This window comes from Microbacterium sp. 2FI, assembly GCF_005502885.1.
Classification (GTDB): Bacteria; Actinomycetota; Actinomycetes; order Actinomycetales; family Microbacteriaceae; genus Microbacterium.
This window is the reverse complement of record NZ_SCMR01000006.1, coordinates 1-16,997: the sequence shown is the minus strand read 5'-3', so window position 1 is coordinate 16,997 and position 16,997 is coordinate 1. Positions and strand designations below refer to the sequence as shown.

At 72.0% G+C, this 16,997-nt stretch carries 15 protein-coding genes; 8 read left to right on the top strand and 7 right to left on the bottom strand.

The genetic code is table 11. The features are described from left to right. The first annotated feature begins 65 nt into the window (after nucleotides 1-65). From FFS15_RS07055 to FFS15_RS07045, 3 genes are all read left to right on the top strand, one after another. The gene (locus tag FFS15_RS07055; protein WP_137844313.1) at nucleotides 66-392 is read left to right on the top strand and encodes a WhiB family transcriptional regulator; all 327 of its coding nucleotides are present in this window, start codon (nucleotides 66-68) and stop codon (nucleotides 390-392) included. Between the two features lie 80 nt (nucleotides 393-472). After that, on the top strand, nucleotides 473-3,322 hold the full coding sequence (locus FFS15_RS07050; protein ID WP_137844312.1) for a glycosyltransferase: 2,850 nt from the start codon (nucleotides 473-475) through the stop codon (nucleotides 3,320-3,322). Then, nucleotides 3,319-4,737 carry a DUF5719 family protein gene (locus FFS15_RS07045; protein WP_137844311.1) on the top strand — a complete coding sequence of 473 codons (1,419 nt, stop codon included), beginning with the start codon at nucleotides 3,319-3,321 and terminating at the stop codon, nucleotides 4,735-4,737. Before FFS15_RS07050 ends, FFS15_RS07045 begins: the two co-directional genes overlap by 4 nt. A gap of 21 nt (nucleotides 4,738-4,758) precedes the next feature. Here FFS15_RS07045 and FFS15_RS07040 read toward each other — a convergent pair whose 3' ends face one another. After that, the gene (locus FFS15_RS07040; RefSeq protein ID WP_171013115.1) at nucleotides 4,759-5,199 is read right to left on the bottom strand and encodes a metallopeptidase family protein; all 441 of its coding nucleotides are present in this window, start codon (nucleotides 5,197-5,199) and stop codon (nucleotides 4,759-4,761) included. An 89-nt stretch (nucleotides 5,200-5,288) separates the two neighbouring features. On the opposite strand from FFS15_RS07040, the gene FFS15_RS07035 reads away from it, so the two are divergent. Then, a complete protein-coding gene (locus tag FFS15_RS07035; RefSeq protein WP_137844310.1) occupies nucleotides 5,289-5,495 on the top strand; it encodes a DUF3499 family protein in 207 nt (68 codons plus the stop codon). A 111-nt stretch (nucleotides 5,496-5,606) separates the two neighbouring features. Then, complete coding sequence (gene ahcY / locus FFS15_RS07030; protein WP_137844309.1) at nucleotides 5,607-7,088, top strand: adenosylhomocysteinase; 1,482 nt, start codon at nucleotides 5,607-5,609, stop codon at nucleotides 7,086-7,088. 18 nt (nucleotides 7,089-7,106) lie between these two features. Here the strand turns inward: ahcY and FFS15_RS07025 are convergent, their stop codons facing one another. Continuing rightward, nucleotides 7,107-7,952: an RDD family protein gene (locus tag FFS15_RS07025; RefSeq protein ID WP_137844308.1), complete on the bottom strand. Its 846-nt coding sequence runs from the start codon at nucleotides 7,950-7,952 to the stop codon at nucleotides 7,107-7,109. A gap of 16 nt (nucleotides 7,953-7,968) precedes the next feature. Here FFS15_RS07025 and FFS15_RS07020 point away from each other — a divergent pair, with 16 nt between their 5' ends. The 3 genes from FFS15_RS07020 to katG are packed head-to-tail and all read left to right on the top strand — an operon-like array spanning nucleotide 7,969 to nucleotide 11,781. Beyond that, a complete protein-coding gene (locus FFS15_RS07020; protein ID WP_137844307.1) occupies nucleotides 7,969-8,964 on the top strand; it encodes a stage II sporulation protein M in 996 nt (331 codons plus the stop codon). A 52-nt stretch (nucleotides 8,965-9,016) separates the two neighbouring features. Next, a complete protein-coding gene (locus FFS15_RS07015) occupies nucleotides 9,017-9,469 on the top strand; it encodes a Fur family transcriptional regulator (RefSeq protein WP_137844306.1) in 453 nt (150 codons plus the stop codon). A 35-nt stretch (nucleotides 9,470-9,504) separates the two neighbouring features. Continuing rightward, nucleotides 9,505-11,781, top strand: a complete 2,277-nt coding sequence (gene katG, locus FFS15_RS07010; protein ID WP_137844305.1) for a catalase/peroxidase HPI — start codon at nucleotides 9,505-9,507, stop codon at nucleotides 11,779-11,781. Nucleotides 11,782-11,853: 72 nt separating this feature from the next. Here the strand turns inward: katG and FFS15_RS07005 are convergent, their stop codons facing one another. From FFS15_RS07005 to FFS15_RS06985, 5 genes are all read right to left on the bottom strand, one after another. Next, the gene (locus FFS15_RS07005) at nucleotides 11,854-12,651 is read right to left on the bottom strand and encodes an aquaporin (protein WP_137844304.1); all 798 of its coding nucleotides are present in this window, start codon (nucleotides 12,649-12,651) and stop codon (nucleotides 11,854-11,856) included. Nucleotides 12,652-12,752: 101 nt separating this feature from the next. Continuing rightward, entirely contained in the window at nucleotides 12,753-14,054 is a 1,302-nt protein-coding gene (locus FFS15_RS07000; protein WP_137844303.1) for a DUF58 domain-containing protein, read from the bottom strand. 2 nt (nucleotides 14,055-14,056) lie between these two features. Continuing rightward, nucleotides 14,057-15,055, bottom strand: a complete 999-nt coding sequence (locus FFS15_RS06995) for an AAA family ATPase (RefSeq protein WP_137844302.1) — start codon at nucleotides 15,053-15,055, stop codon at nucleotides 14,057-14,059. After that, nucleotides 15,052-16,230 carry a DUF4350 domain-containing protein gene (locus FFS15_RS06990; RefSeq protein WP_249353808.1) on the bottom strand — a complete coding sequence of 393 codons (1,179 nt, stop codon included), beginning with the start codon at nucleotides 16,228-16,230 and terminating at the stop codon, nucleotides 15,052-15,054. The genes FFS15_RS06995 and FFS15_RS06990 overlap by 4 nt, the downstream gene beginning before the upstream one ends. Then, a partial coding sequence (locus tag FFS15_RS06985) for a DUF4129 domain-containing protein (protein ID WP_212743125.1) occupies nucleotides 16,227-16,997 on the bottom strand: 771 nt, incomplete at its 5' end. The genes FFS15_RS06990 and FFS15_RS06985, both read right to left, overlap by 4 nt.

Genomic DNA, 16,997 nt, shown 5'->3' with positions numbered 1-16,997 from the left:
ACTACACGGGTGTAATTACTCGTACACGCACCAGCGTGCAGGGGGATACACGGGGGGAGAACGAGATGACGGCTTCGCAGTACCGTTCCAGCGTTCCCGACAATTGGTTCGTCGACCCGGTGCAGCTCGGTGTTCCGGGCGTGCGCCGTCAAGCAGATCCGGGCGACGACAATCCGCTCGGCTGGCAGACCGACGCGCTCTGCGCGCAGACCGACCCCGAGGCGTTCTTCCCGGAGAAGGGCGGCTCGACGCGCGATGCCAAGCGCATCTGCACGACGTGCGATGTGCGCGATCAGTGCCTCGAGTACGCGTTGCAGAACGACGAGCGCTTCGGGATCTGGGGCGGCCTCAGCGAGCGCGAGCGGCGCAAGCTCAAGCGCCGCGCGGGCTGATCCCGACCACTCCGCCGATCTCGCGCCCTCGGCGCGTGCTTCAGCGGGCGCCGAGGACCCGCGCCTAGGCTGACCACGTCATGCCCGCCCGAGTACACGCCATCCTCGTCGTGCGTCCCGACGGTCGCACGCCGGCCGCGTTCCATCTGCGGCGCACGCTCGCAGCCCTCGCGACCCAGTCGCGCGCGGTCGACGCGCTGACGATCGTCCTCTGCGGTGACGACGAGCGCGCGGCAGAGGTCGCCGGAGACTCGACGGCCGAATCCGTCGTGCGTGCTCCGGCGTCCACGTGCTTCGCCGATGCCGTCGCGCTCGTCTCGCCGCGACTCGACGGCGATGCGCTGTGGCTGCTCGCCCAGGACACGGCGCCCGAGCCCGACGCACTGGCGCGGCTCGCCGGCGCCCTCGAGCTCGCACCCTCGGTGGCGCTGGTGGCCCCGAAGCTCGTGCGCTGGGACGACCGGTCCGAGATCGTGTCGCTCGGCCTCGGCATGACGCGGCTCGGCCGCACCGTCGAGCATGCCGCGGGGGAGCTCGACCAGGGTCAGCACGACGGCACCGAGGATGTGCTCGGGGCGGACGTGCGCGGCATCCTCGTCCGCTCCGACGTATGGCAGACGCTCGCCGGGCTCGACCGCGCCCTGCGCGGTGCCGACGAAGGACTCGACCTGGGCGTGCGCGCGCGGCTGGCGGGCGCCCGCGTCTCGCTCGTACCCGGAGCCCTGGTGGCGACCGCGAGCGACGGTGTCGCGGGTCTGCCCTCGCCGCTCACGGGGCAGCGGCGCCGTCAGCGCGCTTTCGCATCGCGGACGGCGCAGCTGCATCGGCGCCTCGTCTACGCCCCGCTCGCAGCGGTCCTCCTGCACTGGCTGGCGATCCTGCCACTCGCGGTGTGGCGCACCCTCGTCCACCTCGTGGGCAAGCAGCCTGGCCTCATCGGGCCGGAATGGGCCGCGGCGTTCGTCGCGTGGGTGCGCGTGCGAGCGGTCGCCCGATCCCGCACACGGCTCGCTTCCGTGCGGACGCAGTCATGGGCGCAGCTCGCACCGCTGCGTACGACGCGTGCACACCTGCGCGAGCGTCTGGACGAGGACCCCGAGGCAGCCGCCGGCATCCGCATCCGCTCCGAGCTGCGATTCTTCTCGGGGGGCGGGGCGTGGCTGGTGCTGGCCGCGCTCGCCGTGTCGGTGGCGGCCTTCCCTGCGCTGCTGGCCTGGCCGGTGCTGGGCGGCGGCGCACTTCAGCCGCTGCGGTCGACCGTCGTCCAACTGTGGGCGGACGCGACATTCGGCATGCGGGCACTCGGCGCCGCCACCGTCGGGCCTGCGGATCCCTTCGCCGCCGTGATCGCCGTGCTCGGATCGCTCGCACCGTGGGAGCCGTCACGCGCGCTCGTCGCGCTGTGGGTGCTCGCGCTGCCGCTCTCCGCACTGGGCGGCTGGTTCGCCGCGACCCGCGTGACCGAGAGATCGGTGCTGCGCCTTGCGGGCGGCGCGCTCTGGGCGCTCGCGCCGACGTTCCTCATCGCGCTCACGAACGGCCGGCCGGCCGCCGTCATCGCCCATCTCCTTCTGCCCTGGCTCTTCTACGCCGGATCTGTCGCGCACCGGTCGTGGGCGGGGGCCGGCGCAGCATCGCTGCTGCTCATCGGGGTGGTCGCCACGGCGCCCGTTCTCGCCCCGGCGCTCGGCGCGCTCTGGGTAGCTGCACTCCTCGTGCTGATCGTGCTGCGCGCCGGCCACGGGGCGACGCGTCTCATCTGGACCCTCGTGCCCACGCTCTGTCTGGCGGCGCCCCTCGTCTGGCATGCGATCCACGCCCGGGATCTGTGGACGCTGCTCGCCGACCCCGGTGCACCCTGGGCGGGTCCGCAGGTCGCCGCAGACGCCGCCGGCCGCGCGCTGCTCGCTGCCGGCATCCCGACGCCCGATCTCGCCGGCTGGGCGACGCTCCTCCCCGAGGGCCCGACGTGGTGGGTTCCGCTGCTGGCCGCGCCCCTCGCCCTCCTCGCCCTCGCAGCACCGCTCACCCAGCGGTGGGCGGTGGGCATCGCACTGCTGCTGGTGGCCGCGTTCGGCATCGCGACGGCCTTCGCCGCCGTCGGCGTCGCGGTGGCGTTCAGCGAGGCAACCTCGGTGGCGCTGTGGCCGGGCACGGGGCTGAGTCTCGCGTGGCTGGGCGTCGTCGGCGGTGCGGTGGTCGCCCTCGACGCCGGCCTCGCGCCGCGACTGGCGCTGGTGCGGGGCCTCTCCGCGTTCGCCGTGGTCGCAGCCGTGGCGGTGATCGCGGTTCCCGCACTGACGGCGGGCGCCCGCGGCACGACGCTCCTCACGAGCGGCCCGGCGAGCACGCTCCCCGCGTATGTCGCCGCGGAGGGTCGCGACGACCCCGACATCGGCACGATCGTGCTCACGCCCCAGAACGACGGCGGCGTTTCAGCGCGCATCGTGTGGGGCGGCAGCGAGACGCTCGGCTCGCAGGCGACGATCGTCTCGACGCGCACCGATCCCACGGCCCAAGACACCGCGATCGCCGAGCTGACGGCCGACCTCATGACATCGGCGGCCGACGACATCGTCGCAGACCTCGCCGGGTACGGCGTCAAGTTCGTCCTGCTCGCTCCGGCCGCGCCGCCCGAGTCGGACGCGGCGCGGGCACTCCGTCTGTCGGCGTCGACGGCGCTCGACCAGCGCGAGACACTCGACGCCGTGGGCGACACCGCGAAGGGCGCCCTGTGGCGTGTGACCACCGAGGTGGCGCCTCGGCCGACGGAGTCGGATGCCGTCGAGGGTCTTGCCGCCCTCATCGCCGCCGTGCAGCTCGTGGCGGTGGCCGCTGCCCTCCTGCTCTCGCTGCCGACGGCGGCATCCCGCCGCGAGGCGCGCCGTACGCCGCGCGTCGTCGGACCCCACTGGAGGGAGGGCCGATGAGCGATCGACGTGTGTTCCGCTGGGCGACGACGAGCGCGCGACTGCTGGCAGGCACCGTGGTCTCCGCGCTCGCGGTCGTTGCCGTGGTCACGGCCGTCACGGTCCCGTGGCCCACGCTGAGCCGTGAACCCGTCGCGGTCTCGGCGGTGCCGGCGCCCGCGGAGTCGGTCATCGCGTGCGACGGCGGGCTGCTGACCCTCGGACGAGATCTGACGGATGCCGCAGCCGTCGCCCTCGCGGCGCCCCAGAGTGTGTACAGCGGCGTCGCCGACGGTGTCCCCGAGCCCGCCGAGGCGCGCCTTGCGGTGCCGCAGGTCTTCGGCGGATCGGGCCCGGTCGTCTTCACATCGCAGCCGCAGGGACGCAGCCGCACCGATGTCGCGGCGTCGGGGTCGGCCACGGCGTCGGACGACGACCTCGCCGGGTTCGCCGCCTCGGCGTGTCGCCCGCCGCTCATGGAGTCGTGGCTCGTCGGCGGATCCGCGGCGACCGGAGCGGCCGACCTCGTGCTGCTTTCGAATCCCGGGACGGTGGCCGCGACCGTGCAGCTGACGGTTTTCGGGGCGGCAGGGGAGCAGACGCCGCCGGGTGGGACGGATGTGATCGTCGCAGCCGGAACCCAGCGCATCATTCCGCTGGCGGGTCTCGTCCTGGGTGAGGAGAGTCCCGTCGTGCGGATCTCTGCGATCGGAGCGCCCGTGCATGCGGCTCTGCAGACGAGCATCACGCGGACGCTCACGCCCGGGGGCGTCGACCAGGTCGGCGCCATCACCGAACCCGAACAGAATCAGGTGATCACCGGCGTGACCGTGACGCGGCGATCGGGCGCAGACGGCGCCTCCGATGCCGCGACCGTGCTGCGCCTGCTGTCGCCGTCGGCGGATGCCGCGGCGACCATCACCGTCACGGCGGTGGGGCGCGGCGATCCCGCCCTCTCGCCGGTCAGCCTCAGTCTCGTGGCGGGCGAGCCGGCCGAGCTCGATCTCGGCGGACTCCTCATCGGCACCTACACCGTCGAGGTCATAGCCGACGCGCCGGTCGTATCTGCGGTGTGGCAGACCACGGGGTTCGACGAGGGCGACGACTTCGCGTGGTTCACTCCGGCGCCGATCGTCGACGCGCCGAGCCTGTTCGCGACGACCGCAGGCCCGCCGCCGGTCCTCACCGTCGTGAATTCCGGCGATGCGGCCGCGACGGTCGCGATCACCTCGAACGACGGCAGCTTCCGTCTCGAGCTCGCGGTCCCGCCGGGTGGGTCGGCGATCGGGCGGCTCTCACCGCGCACGGTGTACCTGCTCGATTCCGGTGGCGCCGCCGTCAGGGCCGGGCTGTCGGTCTCGGGCGACGGCGCGCTCGCCGGGTTCCCGGTGTGGCCCGCGGACGCCGCGGCCCCCGCGATCGTCGTCTACCCGTAGCGGAGCCGGCGCGCGCTCGCGTCAGAAGTACCGGAAGCGCTCGGGCCCGAGATCCCAGGGGTCGCGATCGAGGTACTCGGCGGCCGCGCGGAACACGCATCCCTCGATCATCATGCGGCGGTGCAGGTCATCGTCGCGGTGCAGGTGACTCAGGCGCTCGATCGGCAGACGGTACATGATGATGCGCTTCTGATCCGACAGCACGCTCCACCGGGGGATGCCGTCATCGTCGGTCGCCTGCGGCATGTCGGCGATCTCGAAGCGCACGTCGCGAAGCTCCGGCCATGACGAGCGCAGGAACTCCGCGGCCGTGCCCACCGCGAGGTCGAAGCGGTCGACGCGCGTGTCGAGCGGGGGGAGAGGCGGGCGAACCACCGGGCTGCGTCCCTCGCGGCCGTGACGGCCGTGCCGTGACGGCCGCCGCGCCGTGCGCTCCGTGCTCCGGGTCCGACGCCACGCCATGCGCCCATCCTAGGCGCCGCGAGCCGGTGCCGGACCGACGCGGCGCGGCATCGGCTGCGGGGGGTGTGCACCGGCTAGTGTCGGCACCGATGCGCGAGAGACTCTGCTCCAAGGTGGGTTGCGCCCGTGAGGCCGTGACCACGCTGACCTACGACTACGGCGACCAGATGGCCGCGCTCGGCCCGCTCGGCCAGGGCGGCGACCCGCACGCGCACGATCTGTGCGCGATCCACACCGATCGGCTATCGGTGCCGCAGGGCTGGGTCTTCGTGCGCCACGAGACGCTGCGCGTCTGACCCCTCTCCCCTCTCCGTTTACGGACGGAACACGCCGCAGGGTCACGTCTCCACGGTGGCGTGTCCCGTCCGTAAACGGCTGGCGTCGGGAGCGGGTGCGAGAATAGGCGGATGCCGATCGAAACCGCCGCCACCGCCCTGGCATCCGTCCCCACGCTCTCCTTCGAGGTCGCCGATCTGTCGCTCGCCGCGGCCGGCCGCCACCAGCTGCGCCTGGCCGAGAACGAGATGCCGGGCCTCATGGCTCTGCGCGAGGAGTTCGGGCCGGCGCAGCCGCTCGCCGGCGCCCGCATCGCCGGCTCGCTGCACATGACCGTGCAGACCGCGGTGCTCATCGAGACGCTCGTGGCGCTGGGCGCCCAGGTGCGCTGGGCCAGCTGCAACATCTTCTCGACCCAGGACGAGGCCGCCGCCGCCGTCGTCGTCGGCCCCACCGGCACGGTGGACGCCCCGGCGGGTGTTCCGGTGTTCGCGTGGAAGGGGGAGACGCTCGAGGAGTATTGGCGCCTCGCCGACCGCATCTTCGACTGGACGGACGAGGGCTTCGACGGCCCCAACCTGATCCTCGACGACGGCGGCGACGCCACACTGCTCGTCCACCGCGGTGTCGAGTTCGAGAAGGCGGGCGCGGTCCCCGCGGCGACGGATGCCGACTCCGCCGAGTACCGCATCGTGCTCGAGACGCTCCGCGCGAGCCTCGAACGCGACCCGCAGCGCTTCACCCGCATGGCGACCGAGCTGATCGGCGTCACCGAGGAGACGACCACCGGCGTCCACCGCCTGTACGAGCTGGCCGCCGCCGGCACCCTGCTGTTCCCCGCGATCAACGTCAACGACTCGGTCACCAAGTCGAAGTTCGACAACACCTACGGCATCCGCCACTCGCTGCCCGACGGCCTCAACCGCGCCACCGATGTGCTCATCGGCGGCAAGGTCGTCTTCGTCGCCGGCTATGGTGACGTGGGCAAGGGCTCGGCCGAGGCGCTGCGGGGTCAGGGCGCCCGCGTGATCGTCGGCGAGGTCGACCCCATCTGCGCGCTCCAGGCTGCGATGGACGGATTCCAGGTGGCACGCCTGGAGTCGGTCATCGGCGACGTCGACATCATCGTGACCGGCACCGGCAACACGCGCGTGGTCACCGCCGAGCACCTCTTGGCACTCAAGCACCTGGCGATCGTGGCGAACGTCGGCCACTTCGACGACGAGATCGACATGGCGGGACTCGCGGCGATCGCCGGTGCCGAGCGCATCGAGATCAAGCCGCAGGTGCACGAGTGGCGCCTGCCGACCGGCCGCAGCGTCCTCGTGCTCAGCGAGGGCCGGCTCATGAACCTCGGCAACGCCACCGGGCACCCGTCGTTCGTGATGAGCGCGTCGTTCACCAACCAGGTGCTCGCACAGCTCGAGCTGTACACGCGCACCGCGGACTACCCCGTCGGCGTGTACACGCTGCCGAAGAACCTCGACGAGAAGGTCGCCCGGCTGCACCTCGATGCCCTGGGTGTCGAACTCACGACCCTCACCGACGAGCAGGCCGCATACATCGGCGTGCCGGTCGAGGGTCCGTACAAGCTCGACCACTACCGTTACTGACGCGACGCGGATCGACTCTCAGCGTTCCGGGAACCCGCGCGGGGCGACCGCGACCGCGTGGGTGAGGCGCGCGACGCGCTCGTTCTCGAGCACGACGCCGCGCAGCTCGCGCGTGCGCCGCACGGCGGCGACACCGTGGAGAAAGGTCTCGGGGTCGACGCGGGGGACGGGTGAGACGAAGGCCGACGCCTCTTCGGCGAGGGATGCCGCGACCCGCGCACGTGCCGACGGCTCGAGGTTCGGCGCCGACGTCAGGAACTGCGCGATGCGTCGCGCGAGCCGGTCGGGGAGCCGCGCGACGTCGGCGACCGTGCTCCACGCGGCCAGCGTCGGCGGGATGCCGAAGGCAGGGTCGGGGAGGCGCGGCGTGCGCGTGCGCTCCGAGTACGTGCCGGCGATGAGGTCGCCGAGTCGCTGCGAGCGCGGCGTGAACGCGCCGACCAGCGCGGCGACGGCGCCGACCGTGAACCACAGTTCGAAGACGCCGACGAGGGCGCGGATGAACGCGTGACGGAAGCCGGCGGCGCCGCCGTCGGTGCGGACGATCCTTCCGCCGACCGCGAGGCGGCCGAGACTCCGCCCGCGCGTGACGGTCTCGGTGACCGTGGGGATAACCACGGTCACGACCACGACGATCACGATCGTGAGGATCGGCATGACGGTCTCGTCGAGGAGGCCGAGGCCGCCCAGCCACGCCGTGACGACCAGGAAGAGGATGAAGACCGCGACCCCGAGCAGCATGTCGATGATCACGCCGAGTGCGCGCATGAAGAAGCCGAGCGGCTGGACGTCGAGGGCGACGGCCTCGCCGGTGAGCACCTCGTCCTGATGGATCTCGATGATCGCGGCACCTTCGGCGGGCATGGGTACAGTGAAGCACATGGATCTCGACGCCCTCACGGTCGCTCGCCGCGACGAGTGGGCGCGACTCGATGAGCTGAGCCGGATACGGCGCCTCAGCGGCCGCGAGATCGACGAGCTCGTCACCCGCTACCGCGCGGCATCCGCTGACCTCGCCGATGTCAAGACCTCGGCGGGCCGCACCCCGCAGGGCGATCACATCTCGACCATGCTGGCACGGGCCCGGCTGCGCCTCACCGGCGCACCCGAGAACGTGCTCCGGCAGATTCCGCGGTTCTTCGCTCTGCAGCTGCCCGCTGCGCTGTACCGCATCCGGTGGGCGACGCTCGTGATCGCCGTCGGCTTCGTCGCGGTGGGAACGATCGTGGCGCTGTGGGTGTCGGGTGATCCTGCGCTCGTGGCGAGCCTCGGCGATCGCGCGCAGCTCGAGGAGTACGCGGAGAACGAGTTCACCGACTATTACAGCGAGAACCCGGCGGCGGTGTTCGCCGGGACCGTATGGACCAACAACGCGTGGATCGCGGCGCAGTGCGTGCTGTTCGGCGTGACCGGCATCTGGCCGATCATGGTGCTCGTGCAGAACGCCGTCGGGGTCGGCACGGCGGCGGCGGTCATGATCGCCTTCGGCCGGGGCGACGTCTTCGTGCTCTACATCCTTCCCCACGGCCTCCTCGAGCTCACGTGCATCTTCGTCGCCGGGGCAGCGGGGCTGCGGATCTTCTGGGCGTGGGTGGCTCCCGGTCCGATGCCGCGGGGCGAATCGCTCGCCGCGGCCGGACGATCGCTGGCGACAGTGGCGATCGGGCTCGTGATCGCCCTCGCCGTCGCGGGACTCATCGAGGGGTTCGTCACGGCGCAGCCGTGGCCGTGGCCGGTGAAGATCGGCATCGGGGCGGCCGCGCTCGCGCTGTTCGTCTTCTACATGGTCGTCGTCGGGGGGCGTGCTCAGCGCCTCGGCGAGACGGGCGATCTCACCGAGTACGAGACCGGAACGCCGACGCTCGTCGCAGGCTGAGGCCGCAGCATCCGTCTTTTGAATCATTCAAAGAAGCGGTAGGCTCGAGACCATGACCTCCTCGCCCTCGGCCGCGTCCCACGCTGTCGTCGCGGCGGAGCACATCCGCGGTGCCGGGCTGCGCGTCACCGACTCGCGGCGCGCGGTGGTCGACGCGCTGCGCGAGCGCCCGCACTCCAGCGCCGACGAACTGTTCGCGATCGTCGAGCGCACCGTGCCGCAGACGAGCCTGCAGTCGGTCTACAACGCGCTGGGCGACTTCGTCGACGCCGGCCTCGTCCGCCGCATCGAGCCGGCGGGCCGCCCGGGCCTGTTCGAGCTGCGGGTGGACGACAACCACCATCACCTCGTGTGCACCGAGTGCGGTGCCGTCGAAGACGTCGACTGCGCGGTCGGCCCCGCCCCCTGCCTCACCCCGTCCGACGCCCACGGCTATACCGTGCGCACCGCCGAGGTGACCTTCTGGGGCGTCTGCCCCGCGTGCGCCTCGGCGCTCCCGAACTGAATCTCTCCTCGCCCATCCCTTCAGGAAGGAATCCCATGACCGAACACGACGAAACCGCCACCGGTGTCGGCGGCGAGACCGAGGTCGACCAAGCCGTCACCGTCACCGATGAGCCCGAGCAGGCGGGCGGCTGCCCCGTCGTCCACACGGCGCTCCCGCACCCCACAGCGGGGTCTGCCAACCGCGTGTGGTGGCCGAACCAGCTGAACCTCAAGATCCTCGCGAAGAACCCGGCGGTCGCCAACCCCCTCGGCGACGCGTTCGACTACCGCGCGGCGTTCGAGAGCCTCGACCTCGCAGCCGTCAAGAAGGACATCGAGTCGGCCCTCACGACGTCGCAGGACTGGTGGCCCGCCGACTTCGGTCACTACGGTCCCCTTGCCATCCGCATGGCGTGGCACGCGGCGGGCACCTATCGCGTCACCGACGGCCGCGGCGGCGGCGGCGCCGGACAGCAGCGCTTCGCGCCGCTGAACAGCTGGCCCGACAACGTGAACCTCGACAAGGCCCGGCGCCTCCTCTGGCCGGTCAAGAAGAAGTACGGCCAGAACCTGTCGTGGGCCGACCTCATGATCCTCGCCGGCAACGTCGCGCTCGAGTCGATGGGCTTCGAGACCTTCGGCTTCGCCGGCGGTCGCCCCGATGTCTGGGAGCCGGACGACGACGTGTACTGGGGTGCCGAGACCGAGTGGATGGGCAGCGACCAGCGCTTCACCGGCCCCGAGCGCAAGCTCCGCGGCCCGCTGGGTGCGACCCACATGGGTCTCATCTACGTCAACCCCGAAGGTCCGGAGGGCAACCCCGACCCGCTGCTCGCCGCGCACGACATCCGCGAGACGTTCGGTCGCATGGCGATGAACGACGAGGAGACTGTGGCGCTCATCGCCGGCGGCCACACCTTCGGCAAGACCCACGGCGCGGCGCCCGACACGAGCGTCGGCGACAACCCCGAGGCTGCAGGGCTCGAGGAGCAGGGTCTCGGCTGGAAGAACTCCTACGGCACCGGCAAGGGCGACGACACGATCACCTCGGGCCTCGAGGTGACGTGGACCTACCACCCGACGCGCTGGGACAACGAGTTCTTCCACATCCTGTTCGCGTACGAGTGGGAGCTCTTCCAGAGCCCGGCGGGCGCGAACCAGTGGCGGCCGAAGGGCGGCGCGGGCTCGGACATGGTTCCGCTCGCACACGACGCCACGAAGCGTCGCGAGCCGCGCATGCTCACGACCGACCTCGCGCTGCGGTTCGACCCGGTGTACGGCCCCATCTCGAAGAAGTTCGCCGAGAACGCCGACGCCTTCGCCGACGCGTTCGCGCGTGCGTGGTTCAAGCTCACGCACCGCGACATGGGCCCGATCCAGCGGTACCTCGGGCCGGAGGTTCCCAGCGAAGAGCTCCTGTGGCAGGACCCGGTCCCCGCGGTCGACCACGAGCTGATCGACGCCGCCGATGCGGCGGCGCTGAAGGCGCAGATCCTGGATGCCGGCCTCACCGTGGCCGAGCTCGTGTCGACGACGTGGGCTGCGGCATCCTCGTTCCGTGGCAGCGACAAGCGCGGCGGCGTCAACGGCGCCCGCATCCGTCTGGCGCCGCAGAAGGACTGGGAGGTCAACAACCCGGCCCAACTGCAGAAGGTGCTCTCGGCTCTCGGCAGCATCCAGCTCGCCTTCAACGGCTCGCAGGCAGGGGACAAGAAGGTGTCGCTGGCCGACCTCATCGTGCTCGCCGGCAACGCGGCGGTCGAGAAGGCGGCGGCGGATGCCGGTGTCGAGGTCGAGGTGGCGTTCCACCCCGGCCGCACCGACGCCTCGCAGGAGCAGACCGACGTCGAGTCGTTCGGCTACCTCGAGCCGGTCGCCGACGGCTTCCGCAACTACTACAGTCGCACGGCCGAGCTCCCTGCCGAGTATCTGCTCGTCGACAAGGCGAACCTGCTGACCCTCAGCGCGCCCGAGATGACGGTGCTCGTCGGAGGCCTCCGTGCCCTCGGTGCCAACTGGGACGGTTCGAACCACGGTGTCTTCACGCACCGCCCGGGTGTGCTCACGAACGACTTCTTCGTGAACCTGCTCGACCTCGGCACCACGTGGAAGCCGCTCGACCCGGGCTCGCACGCGTTCGCCGGCACGAAGGACGGCTCGGGCGACAGCATCGGCATCGGCACGCGCGCCGACCTGCTGTTCGGCTCGAACTCCGAGCTCCGCGCCCTCGCCGAGGTCTATGCGAGCGACGACGCGACCGAGAAGTTCGTCCGCGACTTCGCAGCGGCGTGGGGCAAGGTCACCGAGCTCGATCGGTTCGACTTGGTCTGACCGGCGCCGCCACGGCACGCGAAGCGGCCCGCCCCCTCGGGGACGGGCCGCTTCGTCGTGAATCCCGACGGGCTACTTGACGCGTGCCGTCTTCGGAGCGGGGGGAACGGTTCCCTTGGCCTCGAAGAGCGCGCGGTGGAGGAACCCGGCCAGCAGACCGCCGACCAGCGGGAACAGCAGGAACACCCACAGCTGCCCGAGCGCTTCGGGGCCGCCGTAGATAGCGGTCGCGATCGAGCGGGCGGGGTTGACCGATGTGTTGTCGATCGGGATCGACGCCAGATGGATGAAGGTCAGCGTGAGGCCGATCGACAGGCCGGCGAAGCCCGCCGTGCCGCGCTGGGGGTGCGTCACGCCGAGGATCACGAGCAGGAAGATGGCCGTGAACAGCACCTCCGCGATGATCGCGGCGCCCAGGCCGAAGCCGCCGGGCGAGCCGAACGAGCCCTCGCCGTAGCCGTTGCTTGCGAACCCGCCGTTTTGAGCATCGGCGAGCCACGTCCCGGGACCGAACACGCCGATCAGCACGATGAGCGTCGTGCCGACGGCGCCGCCGACGATCTGGGCGATGATATAGCCCGGGGCGTCCTTCCACGCGAAGCGGCCCGCGGCGGCGAGGCCGAAGGTCACCGCGGGGTTGAAGTGGCCGCCCGAGATGGGGCCCCACGCGTAGATGCCCGCCATGAGCGTCAGGCCGAAGGCCAGCGACACTCCGATGAAGCCGACGCCGAGCGACGTTCCGTTGGGTCCGGTGCCGAAATCCGAGGCGAACAGCGCGACGCTGATCGACCCGAACACCAGCAGGAATGTTCCGAGTGCCTCGGCAACGAGCTTGGTCGCCGTCGAGGGCTCGGTGGTGGTATCCGTCATGGCGGACTCCTTTCCTCGTCGTGAGCGTAGCGGCAGGCTCAGCCGATTCTCAGGAACCGCCACGAGTGTTCATCGAAGTGACGGATGCCGCAGGCCGGCGCTCAGAGGCGTCCAGCGGCCTTGAGGGCGAGGTAGCGGTCGGCGATCCGGGGCGGCAGAGCGTCGGGGGTGTCGGCGATCGCCTCGGCCCCGGCGCGTGCGATCGCGGCCGCCACGACCGCCGCATCGCGTGCCGTGCGCTCGCCGGCGGCGGCGCGGTAGACCTCGGCGGCATCGGGGTTCGGCACGGCCTCGGCCGGCTCTTCGGTGACGGTTCCGACGAGCACATGCGCGCGCTGCGCGAGCGCGGGCAGCGACCCGAGGAACCCTCGTGCGGAACTCGGTGCGTCCTGCGCGGTGAGGAGCACGACGAGCGACGGGCGCGACGTGAGCGCGCGCACCTGGGCGAACGCGGCGTCCCAGTCGGTGTCGATGAGCTGCGGCTCGACCGGGGCCATCGCGTCGACGAGCGCGGGCAGCAGCGCCGGCCCGTCGACGCGGCTGACCCGCGCACGCGTGACGCGGTCGAACATCACGAGGTGCGTGTGATCGCCGGCACGGGTCGCCAGAGCGGCGAGCAGCAGGGCCGCCTCCATGGCGGCATCCATCCGCACCCCGTCACCCACGCGCGCGGCGGCCGTCCGGCCGGTGTCGATGACGATGACGACATGCCGGTCGCGCTCGGGGCGCCAGGTTCGCAGCATGGTCGTGCTCGACCGTGCGGTCGCGCGCCAGTCGATCGCGCGCACGTCGTCGCCGCGCACGTATTCGCGCAGGCTGTCGAACTCGGTTCCCTGCCCGCGCACCTGCACACTGGTGTTGCCGTCGAGCTCGCGCAGTCGTGCCAGGCGCGAAGGCAGGTGCCGGCGCGCCGTGAACGGCGGGAGCACGCGAAGCGCCCCGACCGATGCGATGCGCGCCTGCCGACCCGCGAAACGAAGCGGACCGTCGGAGCGCACGACTACGAAGCGCGAGGTCAGCTCGCCGCGGCGACGGGGGAGGAGTGGGATGCCGATGACGCGGCTCTCGCCGGGCGGGATGTCGATCGCGGCGCGGTCGGCCGGGGCTCCGGCGGTCGGCTGCCACGCGTCGCGAATGCGGCCGCGCAGGCGCCGCGCGCCGGTGTTGCGCAGTCGCAGCTCGGTGGTGACGGGTTCGCCCAGCCGTGCGCGACGCGGCACGGTCCGCTCGACCATGACGCGGCCAGGGCGGGGCGCGGCGGCGGCGTCGGCGAGAGAGACCAGCAGGCACAGCACGATCCAGCCGAAGGCTGCGAGCCACGCATCGACGCCGGCGAACGAGAGCAGCACGACCGGCACCGCGCCGACGACGACGAGGAGAGGGAGGCGGCCGGTGAGGTACATGCCTAGATGGGAACGCGGGTCTGCTGCACGACCGATCCGAGTACGGCGTCGACTGACACGCCTTCGAGTTCGGCGTCCGGCCGCAGCCGGATGCGGTGTCGCCACGTCGGCACGAGCATCGTCTGGACGTGGTCGGGCGTGATGGCGGGGTAGCCGCCGAGCCATGCCCACGCCTTGGCCGCCGCCAGCAGCGCCGTCGCCGCCCGGGGGCTCACGCCGAGCTGAACCGACGGGCTGCGTCGCGTGGCCTGGGCGAGGTCGACGACGTAGCCGAGGACGTCGTCCGAGACGGTGACGGATGCCGCAGCCCGCTGCGCGGAGCGCAGCTCGTCGGCGCTGGCGGCTCGCTTCAGCCCCGCCGCGGCGAGGTCGCGCGGGTCGAAGCCGTTCGCGTGCCGACGCAGCACCGCGAGCTCGGCGTCGCGGGCAGGCACCTCGACGATGAGCTTCAGCAGGAACCGGTCGAGCTGTGCCTCGGGCAGCGTATAGGTGCCCTCGTGCTCGATCGGGTTCTGGGTGGCGGCGACCAGGAACGGGTCGGGGAGCGCCCGGGTCACGCCGTCGGTGGAGACCTGGCGCTCCTCCATCGCCTCGAGGAGGGCAGCCTGCGTCTTCGGCGGCGTGCGATTGATCTCGTCGGCGAGCACGATGTTGGTGAACACCGGACCCTCGCGAAACTCGAACTCGCCCGCGCGAGCGTCGTAGACCAGTGACCCCGACACGTCGCCCGGCATGAGGTCGGGTGTGAACTGGATCCGCTTGGTGTCGAGCCCGAGCGCGGTCGAGAACGCGCGCACCAGGAGCGTCTTCGCGACGCCCGGTACACCCTCCAGCAGCACGTGACCGCGTGCGAGCACCGCGATGAGCAGGCCCGTGACGGTGCCGTCCTGGCCGATCACGGCCTTGCCGACCTCGATCCGAACGCGATTCATCGCCTCTCGCAGCGCCGCGTCGCTCGGCTCTGACAGGGGGAGGGGAGGGGGAGTCGGCACGTCTGTCATCGGGGATTCCTTTCGGGACGGATGGCCGCGTTCACGGCCTCCTCGAGGTGGCGGATGTGGGCGGCGAGCGCGACGAGGTCGGCGTCCCCCGCGGGCACGTCATGGATGAGGATGCCGCGTGCTGCACCGCGGTCGATGCCGGTGACCGCGGCCGCGGCATCCGCGATCTCGTCCGCCGACGCCGCAGGCCCCAGGCCCAGCGATCGCGCGATCCGCGTGAGAGCCCCGATGCGCAGCTGGTCGGCGGCGTGGACGGCGTCTCGCGCCTGCGCGTACAGGCGCGCCCGACCCTCGGTCGTCTCGGACACGCGGACGCTCACGGGCAGTCGCTCGGCGACAAGGGGTCCGAACCGGCGCCCGCGCCAGATCGCGGCCGCGACTCCGGCGACCAGCAGCAGGAGGATCACCGGGCTCACCCACGGCGGCGTGAGCTCGCCGAGAGACGGATCGGTGTTCTCGAGATCGGTGTCGCCCAGGCCCGGCGCATACCAGACCACGCGGGGGTTTCCGCCCATGAGGTTCACGGCGAGCGCGGCGTTGCCGTCGTCTGCGAGGTGCTCGTTCGTCAGCAGCGCGCCCCCGTCGACCGCGGCGACGGTTCCGTCGGCGTGCGGCCCGACGAGCAACGCGTACCCGTCGCCGGACGGATAGCAGGCGACCGCGTCTCCCGATCCGCCCGGTGCGAACAGCGCACCGGGCTCGATCGCTCCCGAGCGCGTCGCCTCAGGAAGATCGCACTCGGGCTCGACGAGCCCGCCGGGAGCGAAGCCGGCTGGTGTGGAGCCCGCAAGAAGCAGATCGAGAGTGCGCGCGCGAGGATCGATGAGCACGACGTCGGCCGCGGGTTCGGTCAAGGAGAGGATTCCGTCGTCGGAGAGCGCCGGGGCGTCGGGCAGCACCAGCGTCGCATTCCCGCTGCCGAGGGCGGCGATCGCGCTCGCACGGTCGCGCTCGACGAGCACTTCGACGCCGTGATCGCGCAGCACCTCCGCGAGTGCGCGGGTGCCGAAGGGACCGGCCGAGTCGGGGTCGAGCGCATCGCGCTGCGCCCACTCGCCGGCGCTCGACAGCACCGAACCGATGCCGCCGACGAGCAGGAGGGCGAGTCCGATCGCGATCCAGGCGGCGACGCTCCGGCGGCGGCGGCTCGGCGTGCGGATCTCGACGGCGTTCACGCGGAGACCTCGTCGCGAAGCACCGGGCGCGCGGCCGACACCGCGTCGTCGACGTCGGCGACCTGTCGGTAGAGCTCGGCCGTGCCGGGCCGGCGGAGGTAGCGAACATCGTCGAAGGCGGAGGCCGCGCGCTCGAGCGGGTCCGCGAGGGTGGGGAAGGCGCGTGTCGCGGCGCGCGCGAACGCGTGAACCGTGGCGCCGGGCGGAGTGTCGACGACCCCGCGCTCGACGCACCCCCGCGCGAGTGCGCGGAATCGCAGCACGATCGCGGCGTCCCACTCGGCCTTCGCGGCGTGGGCGGCCGCGTCCCGCCGAAGCTCTGCGGCCGAGCGCGCCTCGGCCGCGCCGAAGAGCTCCGTCGCCACGCCCCGGCGGCGCCCGGTCGCGCGTGGCACACCCCACACGACGAAGGCGGCGATGATGACGACGATCACCACGAGGGCGGCCACGAGCGCGATCGCGGACCCCCAGTCGCCCGAGAGCTCTGCGCCGAACAGGTTCTCGAAGAACTCTGCGATCGCCCGCGCGATGCGATCCAGCGGTGTCGGCTCGGCGGTGCGGTATATAGGATCGGCGAGTTCGCGCTCGGCCCATTCGCGTGCCTCATCGCCGTCCGGCGTCAGCGGAGGGACGGCATCGGCGAGGCGCTGCAGGAGAGAGCCGAGCGGTCGGTTCAAGCCGGCGGCGCCTCTCGGTCGTTGCTCGGCGGTGCTCCCGGTGCCGCCCACTGCGTCGGGGCCGGGGCCGGGGCCGTGGCCCCGACGCAG